We start from the raw sequence: 23,494 nt of genomic DNA, 5'->3' as shown, positions 1-23,494 counted from the left end.
TATTATTTAGATAGACAGCTGTCTTTATTGCGGATAATTCCGCACAAATTCAAAGCGATAGTTTGGATGTTGTTTGAGACTATCGATCAAATCCGATAAAAGCCGCTGTCCTTTTTTCGTTTGATACATATTGTCATGTGTCAATAGCACAACATTGTTTTTTGTATAGGATGTACCTTTACGGAGTAAATTTTTCATTTGGGTATACAATTGATTCACCGATAAGTCCGGTTTTCCTGTAACACCATTAATCTTCCACTCACAATCCCAGCCAATCACTTTATAACCGTTCTGGTGCAGTAGTTCGGCGGTCGAAGCGCCACTTTTCAAGTCAACCTTTTTGCGGTCTCCGATATACCAGATATTACGCCCTGGCAACCGTACGATTTTATGCGCCAAGCCCAATGATTGCTCTGCAAGTTCAAAATCCTCAAAAGCCGTTTGCGGATTCGAATAAAAAGTAGTGTATTTGTTGCGCGCATGCCAGTAACTATGGTTGTAGCAATCAACTAAGGGATTATTCTTATAACGTTCCGTAAAGCTGTGCAGTTTTTTACTCATTTTATCATGATTGCCAATCAGAAAAGCATTAATTTTAACACCTTTCGCTGTCGCAATGGAATCAAGGTGTTGACTTCCATTCAGGGGACCGTCGTCAAAAGTAAGATAAATATAGCGTGGAGACACTGTATCGGTCAATAATACCGTCGTATCTTTAGCCCCTTTATAATCCACATTTTCTTCCATTTTTGTAATGGTGTCTTTGCGCAGAGAATCTACTTTACTTATCGAATCCTGCACAGCAAGCAAACTATCTTTTTTTGGCGGCATAGAGTCAACAGTTCCCACATTTTGCACCTTATTTGTCCCACTCTGATTGCAAGAGTATACCCCGAAACTGCCTATCCCTAAACTAATCAGTATGATGACTGAATTAAACACTTTTCTCATTACAAAAATTAACTTACACACTACAATTATTTCACCAAGACTCAAAAACCCCATCAAATGAGGGATTTTAGCCGCTTGTAGCGCAAAATTAAGATATTTTTTATTAATCAGGCTGTAATAATATTTAATTTATTGTCTACGCACCAAAAAACTTCTGATTTCGTAAGCAACAGCACTAGATAAATGGACTGATAGTTCTTTCTAAGCGTTTACCGAGCACTGCGAGCTCACTGATACCTCAATAAAAAATATGTTCATCAATAAAAAGGCAGTTCAGAAAAAAAGGAATCTATGCGATATAGATTCCTTTCATATTTTTTGGAAAATCTTAACTAGTCTCTATGCCTTCCTCCGTGACCGTGACCACGCCCGTGACCGTTTCCATGTCCCTGATTGTAGCCACGTCCATGGCCATTTCCTCTATCATAACTACGTCTTTCCCCCCATGAACGTTCGCGGCTTACCCTGCGTTCGCTTGCAAATGAATATCCACCTCCATGATGACTATCTCGAATTGCGACTTGTCTTCCACGATAACCGCCATAACGGCTTCTATACCGATCATGATGATGCCAAGGCGTACGATCGTTGATAACCACCTTATGAGCCCGATAAAAATCGTAATGTCTGTATCTTCTTGGCAGACTTGCTCTTCTTATCCAGCCGCCGTTATCGTAATAAACATAACATCTTGCAGGCACATCATAATACATATTATATTCGGGAATATAATAATAGCGCGCGTAATCATAACCAGCGGGTCCCCAGCTTGGCTGGCTGCCGATATTTACACTGATACTGACTTGTGCCTGTGCAGCTCCTGCCATAAAAAGCCCGGCAATAACCGCTGCCGCATAAAACAATTTTTTCATAAGTAGCTCCTCCCTCTAGTTTGTAATTTCTTCTTTACAATACGACAACAAACAGTATGCAAAAGATTAATGTTCAAATGTTAATTTTTGTTAACACAACAGTAAAAATCTCATTTTGAACGAATTGAAAATTCTTCCAATTCACGATAAATAGCAAACCTTTTTAAAGCATCAGTTGTTCACATCATAGAGACTTTAATGAAATCACCATGAGTATATATCACGTAGGCATATTGGTTGGCAGCTTGAGAAAGGCATCCTTTAATAAAAAGATAGCACAGTTTATTCTTGAACAGGAGGAATCAAAATTTGGCTATCGTTTAATCGATATCAGTGAACTTCCTTTATATAATCAGGATTTTGACGATGAAGGCAATCCTCCGGCGAGTTACACCCGCTTCCGTCAGGAGCTCGCGTCCCTCGATGCTGTACTATTTATTACAGCGGAATATAACCGCTCTGTTCCAGCCGTTTTAAAAAATGCGATTGATGTAGGCTCAAGACCCTATGGCAAAAATAAATGGGATGGGAAACCTGCTGCGATATTATCTTCATCAACGGGCGTTTACGGAGGCTTTGGTGCCAACCATCATCTGCGTCAGTCGCTTGTCTTTGTTAATCTTTTAACGATGCAGCAACCCGAAGCGTATCTGGGCGATATAACAACTTGTATCGGGACCGATGGGACAGTTGAATCACAAAAAACCAAGGATTTTCTGCGCAGTTTTAAAAACGCATTTGAGCAGTGGGCTGAAAGGATCATACATACAAAAGGGCAAGATTAATTCCTGACCTTTTGTATGATATCAAATTTGACTAGTCCTGTTCATCACTGACGTCGTAGTTCCAATTCAGCAATTTCTCCTGCAGGATACGTGATATCTTATTGAAATAGCGTTTTTGCTTATAGCCCATGACCCATTGAACACCTTGCACAGCATTGGTACAGAAAATCTCGTCTGCACGTTTCATAATTTCAGGACTTATCTGCGCTTCCACGACTTCAATCCCCTCTGCCTGTGCCATGTCCATCACTACCCTCCTCATGACGCCTTCAATACAACCCTCAGATAAGGCTGGTGTATAAAGGACCTTTTCATAATAGACAAATATATTAGAGGTCAAGGATTCGCATAAATACCCTTCCTGATTTAGAATCAACACATCATCAAAAGCCATTTTCTTTTTGTAGATGCCAGCCAAAACATAAATCTGCGCATTTAAGGATTTAATTTTTGAAAGGTCACTATAAGGTTTTTTAAATTCATTGTACAGTCCTACGATCAGACCGACCTTCTTATCCCGAAGATTCGGTTCTATGCGTTGCACCTGCAAGACAAAACCAGGTTTATTGCTTGTCGGACTATACAATCCGCCACCAGATCTAAATACGATCAACCGGATGCGAACCTGTTGTCCCAACATATTATTTTTACGAATTAATTCTTCGGATCTTGAACGAATAAAAAATTCATCGAAAAGATTGGCGTCGTCCAAATGAATCAACTCCATTCCTTTCTGTAAACGTTCGACATGAAAATTTAGAAAACGGATATCACCATCCTTATACAGCATCGTTTCAAATAATCCATCTCCATAACGAAAACCTCTATTCTCAATGCTAAATATTTCCTGATCTTCCGGCACTACATTGCCATTGAAATTGATATAGTTTATTGGCATCTTAATTTTGTTCTAAATTTTAATCATTCTCTATAGCCATTGAATTTGCAGCATAAGCACGCCACTTTTCTAAAGCTAAACGAAAATCTTCAGGATATGGTACCTCAAAATACATATTTTCTTTTGTAGTAGGATGAATAAATCCCAAAACTTGTGCATGTAGTGCCTGTCGTGGCAGCAATGAAAAACAGTTATCCACAAACTGCTTGTATTTTGAAAATACGGTACCTTTTAAAATCTTATCTCCGCCATACATGGCATCATTAAATAGTGGATGCCCGATGGATTGCATGTGGGTACGAATCTGGTGTGTGCGCCCCGTCTCTAACTGACACTCGATTAGAGTCACATAACCCAATCGCTCCAGAACCTTGTAATGCGTCACTGACCAACGTCCCTTATCTTCACTATCATACATCGCCATAATACGTCTGTCTTTCAGGTGACGGCCAATATATCCTGTAATTGTTCCGTCTTCTTTTAAATCACCCCAGACCAATGCGATATACTTCCTTGTAATACTATGATCAAAAAACTGCTTTGCCAAAAAAGCCATTGATTTTTCGTTTTTGGCAATGACCAAAAGCCCCGAAGTGTCTTTATCTATTCGATGTACTAAACCTGGGCGATCTGAATTTCCGGGCAGCTGCGGCAGCTGCTGGATATGGTAGGTTAGCGCATTTACCAGCGTTCCTGTATAGTTATTATAGCCTGGATGCACGACCATTCCCGCCTCTTTATTCACGATCAAAACATCGTCATCCTCGTATTTGATATCCAATGGAATGTTTTCCGGATAAACTTCGTTATCTCTAGGTGGATCCGGTAGTACCAATGTAATCACATCATCAGGTCTAACCTTATAGCTCGCCTTGATCTCCTTACCGTTAACCATGACAGAACCTGCTTCAATAGCATGCTGAATTTTGCTCCGCGTTGCATTTTCCACTCTGTTCATCAGATATTTATCAATGCGGAGTAATGCTTGCCCCTTATCCACCTCAATACGTAGATGTTCAAATAATTCTTGTTCTTCCTGATCTTGCGATCCAATTTGTTCTGTCATGCTACAAAAATAAACCAAATGAAACAATTTTCGTTAAATTTGTTTTCATTTAATGTTATGTTGCCGTTCAAAATCCATAGCCCCGAAACTGAATTATGCCTTCCCGCATGGGAGAAGAAGCATATAAAAGTAACGCTTAAGCGGGATGACCTCATACATCCCTTTATATCAGGCAATAAATGGCGAAAATTAAAATACAATCTGGAAGAGGCGCGCCAGCTCCAGAAGGATCATCTTGTTACATTTGGTGGTGCATGGAGCAACCATCTTCTGGCGACAGCCTCTGCTGGCGCTACGTTTAAATTTAAAACAACGGCTTTTGTCCGTGGCGAAGAAGGGGTTAACAATCCTGTCTTAACCATGTGCCGCCTTTTTGGAATGCAGCTGATTTATGTTGACCGCGAATCTTACCGAAATAAAGAAAACCTGTACAATACCTATTTTGGTCAGGATCCACAGACTTTTTATATCCACGAAGGCGGTTACGGTATTTTAGGAGCAAAGGGTTGCGCTGAACTCGTTGACGAGCTCCAGCATGAATACCAGCATATTTTTACAGCCTGTGGTACAGGGACTACACTAGCAGGAATTGCCAGCGCAATAGAAAAACGGGACCTTTTTACCCGTGTGCATGGCATACCTGTTTTAAAAAACGGCGGCTTTATTGAAGACGAAGTAAACCAGCTTTATCCCGATATCAGCGCCCCTATTTTACATCTTGACTATCATTTTGGAGGCTACGCTAAATCTAATGCAGCCTTACTGGAATTTGTCCATTATTTTATAGCAACAACAGGAATCATGATTGAACCTACCTACACAGGAAAGTTGCTTTATGCCCTAGACGATCTGATCAAGAAAGACTACTTCACACCGGCCGATCAGGTTCTCGCTGTCCATACCGGAGGACTTACAGGGATACTTGGTATGTACGAACGTTTTAATTTTATTGACCTACATCAATAAATACACTAAAATGCCCTTCAGAGACATTTAACTGACATTTATCCAGCAATTATATTGTAAGTTTGACGCAGTTTTATAATTAAAACATATTGAAAACAGGAAAAGTGAATGATTTTCCACAGGTAATAACGAGGTAAGAATTCAATCATTTCGACCAGATTCAATTCCTCATAAATAATGATATAAAGATGAAAATATTAGCATTTGCAGGCACAAGCAACAAAAATTCAATCAACAAAACGTTCGTTACAAGTACTTCAAAATATTATAAAGAAGCAGACGATATCATCGAATTGCTAGATCTAAATCATTTTGAAATGCCTATCTATTCATACGACAAAGAAGTCGAATTGGGTATTCCACAATTGGCGCATGACTTTGCGGCTAAAATGGATGCAGCAGATTTCCTTTTGATTTCTTTAGCTGAACACAATGGGTCATATACATCCGCTTACAAAAATATCGTTGACTGGGTTTCGCGCATTCCTAACCGTAAATTATTCAACGGCAAACCGGTCTTCTTGTTGGCTACGGCTCCCGGTCCAATGGGTGGTGCCACTGTACTAAATACAGCTGTTAACCGAATCACTTGGGATGGTGCCGACATATTAGACTCCTTCTCTCTTCCGGAATTCCACAAAAACTTTGAAGAAGGTAAAGGAATTATCGATCCGACCTTAAGAAGTCAATTAGAAGCGAAAGTACGTAAAACAAAACGTGCTCTTGCCGAAAAATTGTCTGTACAGGGTTAACAAAAGATTAACAAATAATCATTGTGAAAACCTCTTTTAATATGTAAATTGAAAGCCTATTAAAAGAGGTTTTTTGATATGGCAAAAAAAATATTACTACTTGTAGGAGACTTTGTAGAAGATTACGAAGCAATGGTTCCATTTCAGGCAATGGGATCAATAGGAATCACTGTGGATGCAATTGCTCCAGATCGTAAAAGCGGAGATGTTGTTCCAACAGCAGTCCATGATTTCACGGGTGATCAAACCTATAAAGAACTGCGCGGACATAATTTCGCTATCAATAAGGATTTCGACCAGGTAAATGTCGAAGATTATGATGGTTTATATATTGCAGGTGGGCGATCGGCAGAATATATCCGACTCAACAAACGTGTGTTGGAGATTACGAAGCACTTTTTTGAGCATAACAAACCTGTTGCAGCAATATGCCATGGTATCCAAGTGTTAACAGCAGCAAAGGTCCTTACAGGACGTACCCTGACCGCCTACGTTGCAGTCGGTCCCGATATCGAATTAGCTGGCGGCACATGGAAAAATATCCCTGCGGATCAAGCTGTCGTAGACGGCAATTTGGTTACCTCTCCTGCTTGGCCAGGACACCAAGCAATTTTAAAAGAGTTTTACAAATTATTAGGTATAACGATTACAATTTAAATATTTTTAATGAAGAAGAATAAAAGGTTATGGCTTTTGGTCATACCAATTTTAGTGCTGTTGGGTTTTATTTTAAAAGATAGTTTCAATCAGAAAAGTATTGAAGATCTACCGGGAGGTTTTAAGGAAGCCGCTTTCGTAAGAAATGAACAAAATAAAGGTGGTATTATACGCATTTATGCCGTTACAGTAGGCGACTTGTTGAATGCAGATTACTCAGCCTGTCTTGATTTGATGCCTGTTAATGATTACGGAAGTACAACAACTGTGTATTTCTTTGATCGCAGCGCTCCTTATCCGACAAGCTTGTCAATTGACACACCACATTTTGACACAACGAAATACAAAGCTATTCAGATTTCCAAAAAATACGGCAAGAAGAAATAGACAGAAACAAAACATCATGCCTTACCCCCCAAAGCTAGAATAGGTCTTTGGGGGATTTTTTTTTGCCATGAAGAATTCTTATTAACATGAGCGCTGAGATACATAAACAAAAAATAACTTAATAATTCTTTAACACGAAAAAGTTCGTTTATCACCCCTAGAGCTATAGTTTTGCTTTTTAAATTTACGTATATTTAGTTATGGCGAAAAAATTCATCCCGAGAGACGTTAGCTGGTTGAGCTTTAATGGTAGAGTATTACAGGAAGCAGCGGACGAGACAGTCCCTTTACCCCTAAGAATCAAATTTTTAGGCATTTTTTCCAATAATCTCGATGAATTTTTCCGTGTGCGTGTTGCAGGTCTAAAACGGGCTATTGACCTGAAAGACAAAAGCGCCAACCAATCCTTTTATGAAGATCCACAGCTCATCCTGGAAGAGCTCAATATCCGGGTAATCAAGCAGCAAAAGAAATTTGACAGTACCTGGAACCGTATCCAAAAAGATATGGCCAAACAAAATGTCTATATCAAGACCAGTGAAGAACTCAATCCCGAACAGCAAAAGTTTGTGAGTGACTATTATCAGGATGAAGTCGAATCTAACGTCATTCCGTTGATATTGGACGACATACGTCCTATGCCCTATATTCGGGACAAGAGTCTCTATCTGGGTATTGCAATGGGAAAGAAGGAATGGCAATATGAAACAAAATTTGCACTCATCGAGATCCCGACCAGTCAAAATGGACGCTTTGTGCAGTTACCTTCGCCAAAAGATGAAAAACATATCATCCTGCTTGAAGATGTCATTAAGTTTAATCTACCACTAATATTCTCCTATTTTGGTTTTGATGTATTCAATGCACATGTGTTTAAGGTAACAAAAGATGCCGAATTCGATATTGACAACGACATCAACACGACACTTGTTGAGAAAATCAGCAAAGGAGTAAAAAATAGAAGAAAGGGTAAGCCTACACGATTTATATTCGATCAAGAAATGAACGTTAAATTGGTTGAATTCCTGATCAAGAAACTCAACCTTTCAAAAAAGGACAGTATTATTCCTGGGCAAAAAATACATAATTTTAAACACTTTATGGATTTCCCAAATGTGTTTAAATCCTATAACAAACCTTTGGAACGCACTTCTTTTCCACATCCTTATTTTCAGAATTACGAACGCGTAACGGATACCATATTGAAAAAAGATGTACTGCTCTCTTTTCCATACCATGAATTCAGACCGATCATTGATCTTCTTCGGGAAGCAGCAATGGATCCAGATGTAAAAACGATCCAGATTACGGCATACCGCCTAGCTTCGAATTCAAAGGTTGCAAATGCCTTGATTAATGCAGCCCGCAATGGCAAAGAAGTCACCGTGATGCTCGAACTGCGCGCAAGATTTGATGAGGAAAATAATCTAGACTGGAAAGAGAAACTAGAATTGGAAGGCATTAAAGTGTTGACCGGTATCCCGAATAAAAAGGTACACGCAAAACTATGTGTTATAAAAAAACGTATTGGAATGAAAACGATTCAATATGGTTTTGTTAGCACAGGAAATATTAACGAAAAAACGGCCAAATTATATGGTGACTATTGTCTTTTAACGAGCAACAGGGATGTCATTGCTGATATAAACAAAGTTTTCAATTACCTAAGACGTCCTAAATCAAATCCTGCAGAGATGATTAAAAACTGCAAAAGTCTTTTAATATGCCCTACGGATATGCGCAGGGAACTCCTGCACTATATCGACCAGGAAATTACTGAAGCCAAGGCTGGTCGAAAAGCGTATATGATTGTCAAGGTAAATTCACTGAGTGATAAAGAAATGATTAAAAAGCTTTATGAGGCGGCAACGGCTGGTGTCAAAATAGATCTTATTATCCGTGGAATCTACTGTGCCACAAATCAAAAGACGTTTAAATTGCAAATGAATGCCATTTCAATAGTCGATGAATATTTGGAACATGCCCGTGTGATGTATTTTTACAATGCTGGCAAAGAACAGCTATTTATTTCCTCCGCCGACTGGATGACAAGAAATTTGGATCACCGTATTGAAGCAGCTGTCAGAATAACAAGCAAAAAAATCAAGGAAGATTTAAAAGAAATGCTTCAAATACAGCTCAGTGATAATGTCAAAGCGCGCATACTCAACAATTCGCTTAGCAATCATTACGTGGAGAATAAAAAGGCACCGTGTCGTTCGCAGATTGAAATATACAATTATTTACGAAAAAAATTGGCTGATCATTAAGGACATGTTTACCAAAATGACAGCAAGTTAATCAATACACCGAATTTAGGTTTATTCCTATTGATACGGACGAGAATCACCGTTTTTATTATATTAATTAAGACACAAGTTGTATCTTCATTCCATGAAATTCAACTTGTGTCTTACACTTGGTTTAAGTCTTTTCACACTTTGCCTCAGTGCGCAGGAAAAGACCATGCCTTCAGATTTTGTATACGTCAAGGACATTATACCTACCATAAACTTAGAAATGCGTTATTTCGGCAGCCACAACTTCACTGGAAGGCCGATTCGGGGTTATGAGAAACCTGTTGCAATTTTAACCAAGCGTGCTGCATTAGCACTCCAGCAAGTAGAGAGCCATTTGAATAAAAAAGGCCTGGGATTGAAAATATTCGATGCTTACCGTCCGCAACGCGCTGTCGACAACTTCAAGTCATGGTCATTAAAAACCGACGATACCATTGCAAAAAGAGAATTTTATCCACTTCTCGATAAGAAGAATTTGTTTAATTTAGGTTTTATTGCGTCCAAATCAGGTCATAGCCGCGGCAGTACAGTGGATCTTACGCTTATCAACCTAAAGGATCACAAAGAAATTGATATGGGCGGTCCATTTGATTTTTTCGGAGCAGTATCCCATCATCAGTATGCGAATCTGTCAGCCCAGCAAAAAGAAAATCGAAAGATTTTAAAAGAAGCTATGGCTAAGTTTGGCTTCAAAGCTTACGATAAGGAGTGGTGGCACTACACGCTGCAAAATGAGCCCTATCGTAAAACTTATTTTGATTTTATCGTAAAATAAACATGTCTGTACAGGAAATACCGTTCGAAAATAAGGGCTTTTATGTCTTTCATTTTAAGGGCAACAAATCAAAACCCGTTTTTAGTTCCGAGCAGCAGCACATTTTAACAAAAGGCGAGCTCTACTCACTTTGTTTAATAAAAAAGGGCGAGACTTCCTTTGTGATTAATAACGAACGGATACAGGTCGCTCAAAATCACCTGCTGCTAACCAATCCGTCTTCGAGGGTCAATGGCTCTTCGGTCTCCAAATCTTGGGATTGTGAAGTGTATCTCATTTTCTTCACACTGGATTTCAGCTTTAAATTGGATTTTCAGGAAGATTTCTTCGAAGTGACAAAAAAATCCCTAGCCTTAAATGATAGCTATATCTGGTCGCTATCCAACCAGGATTCGACCAACCTTTCCAACTTATTCAAGCAGTTTATTCACTACGATCGGCAAGAGTCTAGCTATCTCTTCAAAAATCAGATTATAAAGTCTTTAACGGAAATATTATTTTGTGAAATTGCCCGCTTAGGAAGTCAGAACCTACGAAATACAGCAGCTATTCCCTCCCGGAAACGAGAGATACTTGCCAATTTTCATTTGTTGCTAAAAAAGTCATTCCATAAAGAACATATGGTGCAATTTTATGCGATGGAACTTGGCATCACGGCAAAGCACCTTTCGGTAATTACCAAAGAGCTTACAGGAAAATCAGCAATAGAACTTATTCAAAATGTTTTAGTAGAAGAAGCAAAATCTTTGCTCTGCCAGGGGCTTTCGATACGAGAAATTGCGACGAAATTACACTTTTCGGATCAGTCTTTTTTCGGTAAATTCTTTAAGCGAAATGTTGGGATCTCGCCTAAAGAATTTCGTCAGAATCTCTATTTAAACAAAGTCGATTAAATCAAAGATACTCGTAAACTGCTGGTCTGCAGCTGAGGTATCCTGCAATTTATCTTCACCCCAGGTCTGTCCTTTCAACCATAAGGTTTGGCACCCAACGGCTTTAGCAGGTACCATATCTTTACTATAAGAATCGCCTACGACAAGGATTTCATGTGCAGGAAGTCCCATTTTGGTGACACCTAAAGCATAGATTGCAGAATCAGGTTTGCGCACGCCAACCACCGCTGACTCTACAACGGACTGAAAATAAGACAAAATCCCAAAATCAGCGAGAACAGATTTCAGATTACCGTAAAAATTGGATACCATGACAATCGGATATTTTTCGTTCAGTGAAGTTAACAGCGGTTTTACCTGTTCAACTGTACTCTTCGCTAGTGAATAGCCATCAAATGCAATTTTATGAGCTAATGTTTTATCCAATTCATAACCCGCAGCAATTAGATATTCAAATTGTACGTTAAGCTTTGCTTCAAGTACCTCTAAAAAATTAAAGTCCGGCTTAATAATAGGCTGTAGAGCCATTTGACGTTCAGCGTAAGCATAAGCTTCCTGAAAAGCGTTCAAATTTACAGGGACCTGGTATTTTTCATAACCTGACCAGATAACAGCTCCCCAATGGCCACCATTGGTATCCAAGGTACCGCCATAATCAAAAATAATCCCTTTAATATTAAACTTATCCATGTTATTTCTTTTTTACTAAACTCATCCAGCCTAAACCGATCATAATCCAGACGATTTCCCGAATTCGCGTAACAACTCCCATAAAAATACCGACTTTCGCTGGCAATCCTATACTCATCACAGCCATAGCTAATCCACCTTCCCGTGTTCCCAATTGCATTGGAAAGAAAAAAACCAGATTGGCAAATAAAGAAGATCCCGAGCTAATAATCATGGCATCAACAAAGTCAATATTGATATCCAAAGCCAAACCGATAAAATAAATCTCGAAACAGCCGACAACACGTGCTACAAATTCCCAAAAAAGGGCCGTGTAGAAACGATCCCTACGATTTTGAAAGAGATTTTTCACCTGTTGATCCACGTCATTCAACGTTTCATACTTCGACTCTAGTAAATTATCGACTTTCTTGCCTACAAAAGGTAGTTTAGACAAAGCTTTCAATAGCGAAACTGTAATTCCTTTCTTATAAAACTTTGTAAATAGCCAAGTACAAATAATGGCCATCACAAAAATCACAGCACAAGCCACATTCACCATAGTGCTTGCAGGCACAAACCAAAGAATGAGGAAAACAGAAGCGACCCAAAATAAAATATGCGACAAAATGTGCATCACACCATACAAAAGTACGGAAGAACCGGCCTTCGAACCGCCGACGTAATTCTTAAGCTCCATAATACGGTAAGGCTCTCCCCCCAAAGCAACAAATGGTGTAATATAATTAATGGCATAACCAGACACCGTCAATTGCAATACTTTCCAAAATGGCACGTTTGTCTGGGGCAATTGCGGCTCCTGAATAATTGCCTTAAACGCCATTGCGTTCATCCAGTAGAGCACTGCCCAGCTGCCAAGTACAGGCAAAAACCACCAGCCAATTTTTTCGAGGTTGTTCCAAATCTCATCAATGCCCATAGCATGAATCATATAGGCAAGAGTGCCTATACCAATCAGCATAAAGAGTACTTTATAGATCTTACTACCCATAGGTTGGATCGTTTGTTAATTTGTCAACAAAATAACCACTTACTTTTTCCTGTCGGTTGCACATATAAATCAAAATCGGATTGAGGACAAACATGTCAAAGAAAAAATAAATCCAAGGCTGACCGATAAACAACCAAACAAATAGAAAGATTACTCGTGTATTAAACTGTACAATATTGGTGTACTTCATCAATGGTTTATTCTGAGTCCTAAAGTCTACCATCAATTGTTTTGGCAATTCATCTTTATAACGACCTTTAACAATATGCAGTAGTTTTTGCAGTTTTGGAGATAGCTTTTCCTGGTTGCGCGTGTAGCCCATATAGCCATTCAACACAAATTTGCTAAAAAAATTCTTACGCCAGGATAAGGCATCATAGTCCACTTTCAAATCACGCGTATTATCCAATTCGCTACCGGCTTTCCCCTTTATAAAATATAAGTGGACATTACGGTAATAATCAGCCATTGCGGATTGAATCATATGCGATACACCCGCAAGTACACAAAATACCCATAGCCATTGTGGCCATCCTTCATTGATACTGCGCAAGCAGATCGCAATATGAATAGATGCGAACCAAAAATCCCCAGCAAAACCATCCAATATACGGCCAAAACGACTTTTATTGTCTGTCATCCTTGCTAGCTGTCCATCGGCACTATCCAAAGAGTTGGCAAACACCAATAAAAGCATACCGATAACGTTAATCCACAACGCAGGGTAATAGAATAAAATACCCGCCGCAACGCCAAAGAAAATACTAATAATCGTCACTGCATTAGGTGTAATACCGATTTTAGCACAGACTTGCGCTATACGATAGCCTATAGGTCGGTAAAACCAGATATCAATTCGCTCTTCTGTATCATTGGATTTTAAAGATTGTTCGAATGCACTCAAATTCTCTTCTTCGATTACATTAACTTGTTCTTTCTGCATTGTGGTTCTTTTCAGTAAATTTATGGTAAACCATTTGAGCAATGGCCTCAGCAGCCTCTGCCCGACATGGCGCAAAACTTGGCCAGTCGTTTAAGTCAATAATATGGAAATCTCCATTTGCATCAATAATCACATCACCGCCGTAGATATGTACATCCAGAACTTCTGCAGCACGATTGGCGACTTTTTTGAGATTGTCGAGGTCGAAAGGAAAGTGTACTACCTCATCATTAATTTGTTCATACAAATCATATTTGTGATGATTATGTTCATAGGGGTAGAAATAAAAGAAGAAATCCGTTCCCCGTACCGCATAAAACTTCAGCAGGTCACCGGCAAGATGTTCAGAAATAACAGCTTCTTTAATCCCGCGAAGCGCGTATTCATTCAAGATATGCTGTGCTTCTTTCAGACTGCCAGCAAACGTAACGTCTTCCTTATGAATAGCATGAAAATCACCGCGTTTGATCCATACCCCCTTTCCTTTCAGTTTCTCAAAAATAGATTGAATATCTGCAACTGTAGAGATCACAATACTTTTGGGATAAGGAACGCCGCCTTCCAAAAGCTTAAGTGTCATATTTTTCCGAAAGCAATTTTCAATTCCAAAACCGGAATTCAAAACATTGATCCCATTATTTTGAAGAGATTGTAACTTTTTAACCAAAGTCTTTGTTCTCCCCATCGTCAGAATATTTTTCTGCTTTATAGATGTAGAAGACAAAAATTCATCTTCATTACACACTTCGACCGACGCACCTTTTTCGGTCAGTTTTAAAACTACTTCATTAAATATAGCGGCATCATTCCCCACATGATTGGGTGAAAAGCGATTTTTTCGAGTTACGCCTAAAATAGAAATCATTTCGCTCATTTTACTAACTAACTTCCTCACTCAAAAATTGTTCTGCAACCGCACGATCTTTTAGATGATCAATATCGACGACTTTTTCAAAAACAAATGCTTCTACTTGTAAATTGTTTTCCAATAAAGCGCGCTGAAAGTTACGCATTCTCGAATTTCCAGCTTCAACGGAGCTTAACGCACAGTCCATCGCCGCTTGGCGAAAGCAATAAATTCCACCAGAAACATATTTCGTTTCTGCAGTTGCTGTATCCAAAAATGCTTCCACACGAAGCTGTGAATCTGTATTCACGTACAGTGGGCTCTCATCATCGACAAAAGGCGTAACTGCCATAAAAGCATCTGCATTTTTGTGTTGATGAAAAGCATCTAAATAGGCATGAAATTCATGTGGCCTAAACACCGTATCTGTTGTCGTAAGACAGCAGGACGACCAATCGGGGTTGTTTTTAACAAGCAAAGCAAAACTATGCAAGGAACTTGCAGTATCTTCTTCGATCAACACAATAGGTAATTCAAAAGTCGTTTTTTCCAAAAACAATTTCAGTTCGGGAGATTGTTTATTGATGATAACATGAACTTTTTGTGCCCCTTCCTTGACAAACACACGAATCAATCGTTCAATTAATGGAACCCCATGTAATGGTAGCAAGGGTTTCGGTAAATTGAATCCCTCTTTTCGCAATCGAGAACCTTCTCCCGCTGCTATAATTGCAAATTCCATTTCTTCTAATTGCAAAATAAAATCATTTTAAAAAAAGCAAAACCCCCGTCACTATCTCAGCGTTCGTAAGCGCAAAAGTTTACAGAGGGTTATATTCCATCTTCAACTTCTTAAATGATGTCGAAGAAAAAGGGGAAAAACTGTTTGTAAACAATTGTTTCCCCTATCTTATTTAGGTAGCTTATTGAATGCTATCTACAAGCTCCTGATAATAATCCAATCCTAAATGCGTGATTAAATCTTCACCCATAATGTGACGCAATGTGTTTTGCAATTTCATTAATTGTTTGAAGATATCGTGCTCTGGAGGTAATCCCGGAGCAGTTTGAGGAGATTTCAAATAAAATGACAACCACTCTTGAATGCCTGACATACCTGCGCGTTGCGCCAAATCAATAAACAAAGCTAAATCCAAAGCTACTGGAGCTGCTAAAATTGAATCGCGACACAAGAAATTGATTTTGATCTGCATTTTGTAGCCCAACCAACCGAAAATATCGATGTTATCCCATGATTCTTTATTATCACCATGTGGCGGATAATAGTTGATACGTACTTTATGGTAAAGATCACCATACAACTCAGGGTTCTTCTTCGCATCTAAAATTTCTTCCAATACCGATAATTTAGATACTTCTTTTGTTTTGAAATTTTCAGGATCATCCAATACTAATCCATCACGGTTACCCAAAATATTCGTCGAAAACCAACCTTCAACACCTAAAGCTCTTGCTTGAAGACCTGGTGCTACGATTGTTTTCATCAACGTTTGACCTGTTTTAAAGTCTTTACCTGCGATTGCTACACCGTTTTCATGAGCCAACTCAACAATAGCTGGAACATCACAAGTTAAATTTGGTGCACCGTTTACATAAGGAGCTCCTTCTTTCAACGCAGCATAACAGTAGATCATGCTTGGTGGAATACGTTGATCGTCATTATCCAAAGCTTCTTCTAATTTAGCTAATGTTGAGAAAGCTTCGTTTGTCTCAATATAACGTTCTGTCGATCCACACCACACCAATACTACGCGGTCCAATCCGTTTTTCTCTTTAAATTCACGAATATCACGTTGTACAGCGTCTGCTAATTCACGGCGAGTTTTTTCAGTTTTGATATGTGTTCCGTCCAAGTTTTTCACAAAATTGCGGTCAAACACAGCCTTCATTGGTTGGATAGCTTCCAATTCCGCCTTAACAGCATCCAATTGACCTTGTTCCAATACCTGTGCTTTTGATGCAGCCTCGTAAACGTTATCTTCATATACGTCCCATCCACCAAAAACAACATCTTCCAATTTTGCTAAAGGGACGAAATCTTTAATTAATGGATTTCTATTCTCAGTGCGTTTGCCCAGACGGATTCTGCTCAATTGAGAAACAGATCCAATTGGTTTTGAAAAACCTTTGTTTATAGATGCCACACCAGCGATCAATGTTGTAGCCACAGCACCTAATCCCGGAATAAGAATACCCAATTTTCCATTGGCATCTTTCACTTGTTGTCCCATATTAATTCTATATACTTAAATTGTTATTTAATTGATGTATTATGATAAAATAATTCTTAAAATTAGCTTAAAAAAACATATTTCATACCACCCCGCACTTTATTTATAAAATCGTGACAATTACCGATGCAAAGTCTATTCGAAACCGAAAGAAATAATCCGAAAATGAATTATTATTTAGTACTCTACTATTCCATCTGACTGAAATTTAACGATTTTAGCTAAACTTGTTAACCCGAAAAACAAATCCCGATAATTTTACTCAATATATCAACATTCGAAAACTAATCCAAATTCAATCCAAAAAAAGTTTTTCTTTCTTAAAAATTGGTCAATTTTTCTTTTTCTATTTCCTATAAATATGACAATAAAATTGGAAAATGGCTTTACGAGCACTACCTTTAGCTTAAAATTTAAATACTAGCAATGAATGTATCGTTCATTTATAAACCAACAGCCACTGACCATTCAACTGTCGACGGAAAAATGGCCTACCAAACGATAATGTTAAGACAAATTTTACCTGTAACGCATACAGCCTAACATATAAAGTCTCCATAGCATTGCTAAAAACGAAACCGGGTGTATGAATAGTTTTACATCAAAAAAGTACCGAACAAATAATTATCTGAATGAAAAATACAATTTCGTACCTAACTTTAACGCTTTTATGCACAAGCCAGTTACATGCTCAAACAGCTGCCGACTCTGCTTATGTTAGAGATCATTATGAAAAGACCGAAGTAGCAATCCCCATGAGAGATGGCAAAAAGTTGTTTACTGCTATCTACAGTCCAAAAGACAAATCCAAGAAGTATCCGGTTCTGCTCAATAGGACGCCCTATACGGTTTCTCCTTATGGCCAAAACGACTATAAAAAAAGCTTGGGTAACTTTCCGGCAATGATGCGTGAAGGTTATATTTTCGTCTATCAGGATGTCCGCGGTAAGTGGATGAGTGAAGGTGATTTTGAGGATATACGTCCGACTACACACAGCAAAGATAAAAAAGCAATCGATGAAAGTACGGATACCTACGATGCACTTGAATGGCTACAAAAGAATCTTAAAAACTATAATGGTAAGGCGGGACTTTATGGGATCTCCTACCCAGGCTTCTATTCTACCGTGGGGCTCGTCAAAACACATCCAAGCTTGAAAGCAGTCTCTCCGCAGGCTCCTGTAACAGACTGGTATATCGGCGACGACTTCCACCATAATGGCGTATTGTTTCTTCAGGATGCATTCACCTTTATGTCAACCTTTGGTGTCCCACGTCCAAAACCCATTACACCAGATCAATTTAAAAGTAAAATTCAGATCAAAGAAGCGGACAAATACAACTTTTTTTTAGAAGCAGGAACAGCACGAGAACTCAAAGAAAAGTATTTTGGCGATTCTGTTCAATTCTGGAATGACCTGTTTAAACATCCCGATTACGACGATTTTTGGAAATCACGTGTGATCACCAACTCTTTACAGGAAGTGAAACCAGCAGTGATGGTCGTCGGGGGTTTCTTCGATGCAGAAGATGCCTATGGCACATTTAAGACCTATCAATCGATTGAAGATAAAAGCAAAAAAAACAATTCGATTATAGTGGCCGGCCCTTGGTATCATGGGGGCTGGGTTCGAGCAGAAGGAAACTATCTGGGTGATATCCAATTTGAGAAAAAAACAAGTATTACCTATCAGGAACAATTTGAACAACCATTTTTTAAATATCATCTCAAAGGTGAAGGAAACTTCGCTCCTTCTGAAGCCAATATTTTTGTCTCAGGAACCAACGAATGGAAACATTTTGAACAATGGCCACCTAAAAATACAGAAACAAAAAAACTATACTTCCAACCGCAGGGAAAACTTGGATTTGACAAAGTTCAACGTACTGATTCCTGGGATGAATATGTAACTGACCCGAATAAACCTGTCCCACATCAAGGCGGACTGATTCAAAACCGCACGCGGGAATATATGGTTGATGATCAACGTTTCGCAGCCAGTCGTCCTGATGTCATGGTGTATCAAACAGAACCTTTGACAGAAGATCTGACAATTGTAGGCCCAATCAAAAACTTTCTCAAAGTCTCTTCGACAGGAACAGACGCCGACTATGTCGTCAAACTGATTGATGTTTATCCTAATGATGCACCAAGTTATCAGGGAAAAACAATGGCCGGATACCAAATGATGGTACGTGGAGAAATCATGGCCGGGAAATACCGAAATGGTTTTGAAAAAGCACAGGCCCTAACACCGGGAATGATTGAAAAGGTAAATTTTGAAATGCCTGATGTCGCACATACTTTCAAAAAAGGACACCGCATCATGGTTCAGGTGCAGAACTCCTGGTTTCCTTTGGCAGAACGAAATCCACAGGTATTCCTAGCGCCTTACACCGCCACCAAAGCGGATTTCCGAAAAGCTACCCAACGGATTTTTCATGACGTGAACAATGCCACATACATCGAATTTGCAATTCTCAAGGATTAATAACAAGCTTTAAAAGCGATCCTTGAAAAACCACATTACAAAAGGCCACATCAGACATCGGCAATAGCTTATATGCCGATAGCTGTTGTGGCCGTCATTTAATCTTCTGTTACATACCTGTCTTCTCCAGCCTTCCATCCGGCAAACAATAAGAGTAAAATGCTTCCAGCGAGAAAATAGAAGGAAGAATTCCAAGTAGCATCTATTTCGTGTAGTTTACCGAATACCGGTGGACCAAATGCAGCAATCAGATAACCGACGGATTGTGCCATGCCTGATATTTTGATTGCATTGGCGGTCGATCTGGCGCGCAGGGTAAAGAAAAGAATGGACAGACTAAACGACAGTCCATTGGAAAGTCCCAGCAATATAGCGGCAACATAAATTCCTTGAAGCTTGTAATGCCAAAATATAAAGATACTTCCCAGCATGCCTATAGCAACAAGACTTGCCATAAGACGCTGATCCTTCATTCGATTTGCCAAAATAGGTCCAATGAACATAATGGGAATCATCGCAATCTGAATCAAAAACAGCAACCAGCCGGTATCTTTCGAAGGCATACCGTAATCGACCAGCACGTTGGGTAGCCAGGAAATCAAGCTATAGTATACTAAAGACTGAATGCCCATAAATAGGCTGATGTACCAGGCTAATCGTGATCTAAAAATATGCCCAATTCCATTTGCTGCTTGTTTGTTTTCAGTTATAGTAATGACTTTCCGGCCGCTCAGGCCATCAAAGAAAACAGCCAAAAGAGATAACAATGCCAAAATCACCCAAACACCCAAGGAGCCCCGCCATTCAAGTCCCGTCCACGTTCCCAATCGCAGACTAAAGCCCGAAGCAAAAGCTGCCGTCAGATTCATAGCAACTGCAAAAATGCCCGTCATTAGTCCGATCTGCTTTGGAAAATTGGTTTTAATATAACCCGGTGTCACGACATTGCCAACACAGATCCCTAAGCCGATTAAAAAAGATCCCGTAAACAGCATCGGAATATTGCCCCATACCCGAAGTATTATTCCGGCGCTCAATATGACCAAACCAAATAGCAAAAAACGATGCATGCCCTGTATATGGGAATAGCGGCTCACGGCAACAGAACAGCTCGCAAACATAAAAAGCGGAATTGCCGTCAATAAACTGCTCTGAAAAGTATTCAATTGTAAATCTTCACTGATCTGCCCCAGTACAGGACCCACCGCTGTAATTGGCGATCGTAGATTGGTTGAAACTAATATAACAACCAAGACGCATAACCAGTTCCAGGAGACAGCTGTGGATATTTTTTCATTTTCTTTCATCCTAAAAACTTATCTAAACACTTGATAATCGATTGCAAAGATATCCCTAGAAATTTAATTAAATTTGCCATTGATTTAATTTAAAACGACATGAATCCTATCAATCATACATTGACAATAGAGCGCATCAAAAAATCTACCTTTGTATGGTTTGAGGAAAACTGGATTCACGACAACGAATTGCATCGTCATCAGAAGGGTCAGCTGATTTACGTCGAACAGGGATTTCAATACCTTACTGTCGAGGGAAAGATGTATCTGCTAACACAAAATCACGTTGCTTGGATTCCCTCCGATGCTTTACATAAGACTAACTCTCATTCGGAAAGCATTAAGCTTATGGTCATTTTTTTTGATGTTTCCGGAGAAGATCAATTTTTCCAGCGCGTACAGATCTTCTCGGCTCCCAAAGTGTTACGGGAAATGATTTTATATACTGAAAAATGGTCAAAACTGATCGAAGAAAATGAACATGAAAAAATATTCTTAACAGCATTGATGAATGAACTTCCCTGTTTTTGCACACAATTGCTCCAATTGGAGATCACGCTCCCTCATGAAAATAGACTACAGACTGTGCTCAATCACTTGCATGATCATTATACAGAAGCAATCAGAATGGATGAGATCGCTACGTTGTCTAATCTTTCTCTTCGAACAATTGAGCGTCTTTTTAAGAAAGAAACAGGCATGACACTTGCAAAATATCAACAATTGCTCCGCATTATCAAGAGCCTGGAACTTTTAAGTACAAAACAATTCACGATCTCTCAAATAGCCTATAAAGTCGGTTATCAAAGCGTACAAGCCTTCACCAATAGCTTTTATGCTGTAATGAAATACAGGCCTTCTGCATTTATGCTGGATTAATTTCGGCTCAAAAGATCTCGTTTGTAGCTAAAAAGCTACAAAAATCTTTACAGGCTAAAAAAATAGAAGAGAAAATTTGCACAGGTGTAATATTTACACTATCTTTGTATCATCATAATTTAGGTTTATAATTGGTTATTTAAGGTTTTCATTCTCCCCGTTTGAAAACCTTTTTTTATTTCTTTTCACCCTCCTTTAAATCATTTCTGCACCCTTAGACGTATTAAATACCTCTCCCATGTCCAAACAAAAGAAGCTGATTTCCTGTTCTCGATAAATATAGCTTAAATTAATTCTCAAAAAATTCAAGAAATTCTTTAACAATACTGTATTTTTAGCATATATATTCGGATGAGACAGTCCATAAGAATAGAAAGGAATTTAAAAATTGAAAAAGTAAACTAAATATCTATGGCAGAACATGGGGATTTGCAAATCGCAATACTAATCGATGCGGATAATGTATCTTATCGAAAGATCGAAGAGATTTTGAATGAAGTCAAAAGATACGGGATTCCAACCATCAAGCGCATCTACGGAGACTGGACCAACCCTTATGTTGAAAAATGGAAGGACAAACTTCTCACCCATGCGATTACCCCCATACAACAATACAGTTATACCCAAGGCAAAAATTCTACCGATTCCGCATTAATTATTGATGCCATGGATATTCTGCATTCGGACAGAGTGGACGGATTTTGTATCGTATCGAGTGACAGCGACTTCACCCGCTTGGCCACGCGCCTCCGTGAATCAGGTAAGCTCGTTATTGGTATCGGTGAGAAAAAGACACCTAAGCCTTTTATCGCCTCCTGCGACAAGTTTATCTACGTAGAAATTTTTGAAAAAAATCAAAAGAAAGAAACCGTTGCAAAGAAAAAACAGCAAACTCCCCCCAAGCCTGCCCCCGTTGATAATCCGGCAAGTATAGCGGTACTGGATGAGGAAACTCTCGAACTTTTAAAAGACACCGTTGATGATACGGCCGATGAAAATGGCTGGGCTTTCCTAGGCGAAATCGGAAGTCTTTTCAATAAGAGGAAACCTGATTTTGATGCGCGAAATTACGGATACGACAAGATGTCCCATCTTTTCAAAGCCTACAAGGAAGATTTTGAAATTGAGGAACGCAACACCGACAAATCGCGTATAAAACACTATTACATCCGTAATATTATTAAACGTCCTTTAGCAATGACCAGCCCGGCTCAAGCAGCGGAAACCGAACACAAAACGCCTTCTTCTCCCCCCCCTTCTGTACCTCCTACAGAAACCACGGGAAAAACTGCAAATCAAAATAATAGAAAGAAGGGGCGACAAGACAAGAAACGCCAGAACGCAACAAGTTCTGAAGCGATACAAAACGAAGTTCCAAATGTTCAGGAAATTCAGGAACAAAAAGACGAACCCTTACCTTCCGTAGTACAGGCATTACCTACAAACATGTTGTTTCCTTCAGAGGGCAACAAAATTACTGCAGATGATGTTAAAAAATCGCAAATAAGGATTACAAAAGAATTCAAACCTTTATTTCCCACTAAATCTCAAAAATTAAGGATTATGATCAATGCCGGAGAATACGAATGTAATTTCACCTATCGAGGCAGAGGATTTCATGTACTTAAATTAGGAAAAGAAGCGGCGACCAAACTTGGCCTTTCCGAGGGGATACAAATACAAATAGTCAAACTGAACGAGGTTAGCTTTAGCCTTCAAAATAAATCAGTTTAATATAATTCAGGGACATTACCCTTTGTGCCATACGGTAATAGGACAATATATTGTTGTCCTATTACC

General features: G+C 39.1%; 22 protein-coding genes. 11 read left to right on the top strand and 11 right to left on the bottom strand.

Annotated elements, in window-relative coordinates; translation table 11 throughout:
- Nucleotides 1-24: 24 nt before the first annotated feature.
- Both B3C94_RS01515 and B3C94_RS01510 read right to left on the bottom strand, forming a co-directional pair.
- Entirely contained in the window at nucleotides 25-951 is a 927-nt protein-coding gene (locus B3C94_RS01515; RefSeq protein WP_293897890.1) for a polysaccharide deacetylase family protein, read from the bottom strand.
- Between the two features lie 332 nt (nucleotides 952-1,283).
- Nucleotides 1,284-1,823: a hypothetical protein gene (locus tag B3C94_RS01510; protein ID WP_293897887.1), complete on the bottom strand. Its 540-nt coding sequence runs from the start codon at nucleotides 1,821-1,823 to the stop codon at nucleotides 1,284-1,286.
- A 209-nt stretch (nucleotides 1,824-2,032) separates the two neighbouring features.
- On the opposite strand from B3C94_RS01510, the gene B3C94_RS01505 reads away from it, so the two are divergent.
- On the top strand, nucleotides 2,033-2,608 hold the full coding sequence (locus B3C94_RS01505) for an NADPH-dependent FMN reductase (protein WP_293897884.1): 576 nt from the start codon (nucleotides 2,033-2,035) through the stop codon (nucleotides 2,606-2,608).
- Between the two features lie 31 nt (nucleotides 2,609-2,639).
- Here B3C94_RS01505 and B3C94_RS01500 read toward each other — a convergent pair whose 3' ends face one another.
- Nucleotides 2,640-3,506, bottom strand: coding sequence for an aminotransferase class IV (locus tag B3C94_RS01500; RefSeq protein WP_293897881.1), 867 nt, complete (start codon nucleotides 3,504-3,506; stop codon nucleotides 2,640-2,642).
- A gap of 19 nt (nucleotides 3,507-3,525) precedes the next feature.
- The gene (locus B3C94_RS01495) at nucleotides 3,526-4,572 is read right to left on the bottom strand and encodes an RluA family pseudouridine synthase (protein ID WP_293897878.1); all 1,047 of its coding nucleotides are present in this window, start codon (nucleotides 4,570-4,572) and stop codon (nucleotides 3,526-3,528) included.
- An 18-nt stretch (nucleotides 4,573-4,590) separates the two neighbouring features.
- Here B3C94_RS01495 and B3C94_RS01490 point away from each other — a divergent pair, with 18 nt between their 5' ends.
- From B3C94_RS01490 to B3C94_RS01460, 7 genes are all read left to right on the top strand, one after another.
- Complete coding sequence (locus B3C94_RS01490) at nucleotides 4,591-5,538, top strand: 1-aminocyclopropane-1-carboxylate deaminase/D-cysteine desulfhydrase (RefSeq protein WP_293897875.1); 948 nt, start codon at nucleotides 4,591-4,593, stop codon at nucleotides 5,536-5,538.
- Nucleotides 5,539-5,726: 188 nt separating this feature from the next.
- Nucleotides 5,727-6,290 carry an NADPH-dependent FMN reductase gene (locus tag B3C94_RS01485; protein WP_293897872.1) on the top strand — a complete coding sequence of 188 codons (564 nt, stop codon included), beginning with the start codon at nucleotides 5,727-5,729 and terminating at the stop codon, nucleotides 6,288-6,290.
- Between the two features lie 78 nt (nucleotides 6,291-6,368).
- Nucleotides 6,369-6,947, top strand: coding sequence for a DJ-1/PfpI family protein (locus tag B3C94_RS01480; RefSeq protein ID WP_293897869.1), 579 nt, complete (start codon nucleotides 6,369-6,371; stop codon nucleotides 6,945-6,947).
- A gap of 9 nt (nucleotides 6,948-6,956) precedes the next feature.
- Nucleotides 6,957-7,334 (top strand): hypothetical protein, encoded by a 378-nt coding sequence (locus B3C94_RS01475; RefSeq protein WP_293897866.1) that lies wholly within the window; start codon nucleotides 6,957-6,959, stop codon nucleotides 7,332-7,334.
- A gap of 200 nt (nucleotides 7,335-7,534) precedes the next feature.
- Nucleotides 7,535-9,604 carry a polyphosphate kinase 1 gene (ppk1, locus tag B3C94_RS01470; RefSeq protein ID WP_293897863.1) on the top strand — a complete coding sequence of 690 codons (2,070 nt, stop codon included), beginning with the start codon at nucleotides 7,535-7,537 and terminating at the stop codon, nucleotides 9,602-9,604.
- Between the two features lie 124 nt (nucleotides 9,605-9,728).
- The gene (locus B3C94_RS01465; RefSeq protein ID WP_293897860.1) at nucleotides 9,729-10,409 is read left to right on the top strand and encodes a M15 family metallopeptidase; all 681 of its coding nucleotides are present in this window, start codon (nucleotides 9,729-9,731) and stop codon (nucleotides 10,407-10,409) included.
- Nucleotides 10,410-10,411: 2 nt separating this feature from the next.
- Nucleotides 10,412-11,302 (top strand): AraC family transcriptional regulator, encoded by an 891-nt coding sequence (locus B3C94_RS01460; protein ID WP_293897858.1) that lies wholly within the window; start codon nucleotides 10,412-10,414, stop codon nucleotides 11,300-11,302.
- Here B3C94_RS01460 and B3C94_RS01455 read toward each other — a convergent pair.
- The 6 genes from B3C94_RS01455 to B3C94_RS01430 all read right to left on the bottom strand — a co-directional run bounded on the left by B3C94_RS01455 (nucleotide 11,285) and on the right by B3C94_RS01430 (nucleotide 17,025).
- Nucleotides 11,285-11,992 (bottom strand): HAD family hydrolase, encoded by a 708-nt coding sequence (locus B3C94_RS01455; RefSeq protein WP_293897855.1) that lies wholly within the window; start codon nucleotides 11,990-11,992, stop codon nucleotides 11,285-11,287. The two genes, B3C94_RS01460 and B3C94_RS01455, sit on opposite strands and share 18 nt — an antisense overlap.
- A gap of 1 nt (nucleotide 11,993) precedes the next feature.
- Nucleotides 11,994-12,983 carry a lysylphosphatidylglycerol synthase transmembrane domain-containing protein gene (locus B3C94_RS01450; protein ID WP_293897853.1) on the bottom strand — a complete coding sequence of 330 codons (990 nt, stop codon included), beginning with the start codon at nucleotides 12,981-12,983 and terminating at the stop codon, nucleotides 11,994-11,996.
- Complete coding sequence (locus B3C94_RS01445; RefSeq protein WP_293897850.1) at nucleotides 12,976-13,926, bottom strand: CDP-alcohol phosphatidyltransferase family protein; 951 nt, start codon at nucleotides 13,924-13,926, stop codon at nucleotides 12,976-12,978. Before B3C94_RS01445 ends, B3C94_RS01450 begins: the two co-directional genes overlap by 8 nt.
- A complete protein-coding gene (locus tag B3C94_RS01440; protein ID WP_293897847.1) occupies nucleotides 13,907-14,791 on the bottom strand; it encodes a hypothetical protein in 885 nt (294 codons plus the stop codon). Before B3C94_RS01440 ends, B3C94_RS01445 begins: the two co-directional genes overlap by 20 nt.
- Nucleotides 14,792-14,804: 13 nt before the next feature.
- A complete protein-coding gene (locus B3C94_RS01435) occupies nucleotides 14,805-15,530 on the bottom strand; it encodes a nucleotidyltransferase family protein (RefSeq protein WP_293897844.1) in 726 nt (241 codons plus the stop codon).
- 166 nt (nucleotides 15,531-15,696) lie between these two features.
- Entirely contained in the window at nucleotides 15,697-17,025 is a 1,329-nt protein-coding gene (locus B3C94_RS01430) for an inositol-3-phosphate synthase (protein ID WP_293897841.1), read from the bottom strand.
- Between the two features lie 632 nt (nucleotides 17,026-17,657).
- Between B3C94_RS01430 and B3C94_RS01425 the strand changes: the two genes are divergently transcribed.
- The gene (locus B3C94_RS01425; protein ID WP_293897838.1) at nucleotides 17,658-19,517 is read left to right on the top strand and encodes a CocE/NonD family hydrolase; all 1,860 of its coding nucleotides are present in this window, start codon (nucleotides 17,658-17,660) and stop codon (nucleotides 19,515-19,517) included.
- Nucleotides 19,518-19,615: 98 nt separating this feature from the next.
- On the opposite strand, the gene B3C94_RS01420 is transcribed toward B3C94_RS01425, so the two are convergent.
- On the bottom strand, nucleotides 19,616-20,824 hold the full coding sequence (locus tag B3C94_RS01420; protein WP_293897835.1) for a CynX/NimT family MFS transporter: 1,209 nt from the start codon (nucleotides 20,822-20,824) through the stop codon (nucleotides 19,616-19,618).
- Between the two features lie 90 nt (nucleotides 20,825-20,914).
- Here B3C94_RS01420 and B3C94_RS01415 point away from each other — a divergent pair, with 90 nt between their 5' ends.
- Nucleotides 20,915-21,694 (top strand): helix-turn-helix domain-containing protein, encoded by a 780-nt coding sequence (locus B3C94_RS01415; protein ID WP_293897832.1) that lies wholly within the window; start codon nucleotides 20,915-20,917, stop codon nucleotides 21,692-21,694.
- Nucleotides 21,695-22,105: 411 nt separating this feature from the next.
- Nucleotides 22,106-23,428: an NYN domain-containing protein gene (locus tag B3C94_RS01410; RefSeq protein WP_293897829.1), complete on the top strand. Its 1,323-nt coding sequence runs from the start codon at nucleotides 22,106-22,108 to the stop codon at nucleotides 23,426-23,428.
- The last annotated feature ends 66 nt before the right edge of the window (nucleotides 23,429-23,494 follow it).

The organism is Sphingobacterium sp. UBA5670, from assembly GCF_002420705.1.
In the GTDB taxonomy this organism is placed as follows: domain Bacteria; phylum Bacteroidota; class Bacteroidia; order Sphingobacteriales; family Sphingobacteriaceae; genus Sphingobacterium.
The sequence above is the reverse complement of the archived record's forward strand: the minus strand, read 5'-3'. Positions and strand labels throughout refer to the sequence as shown.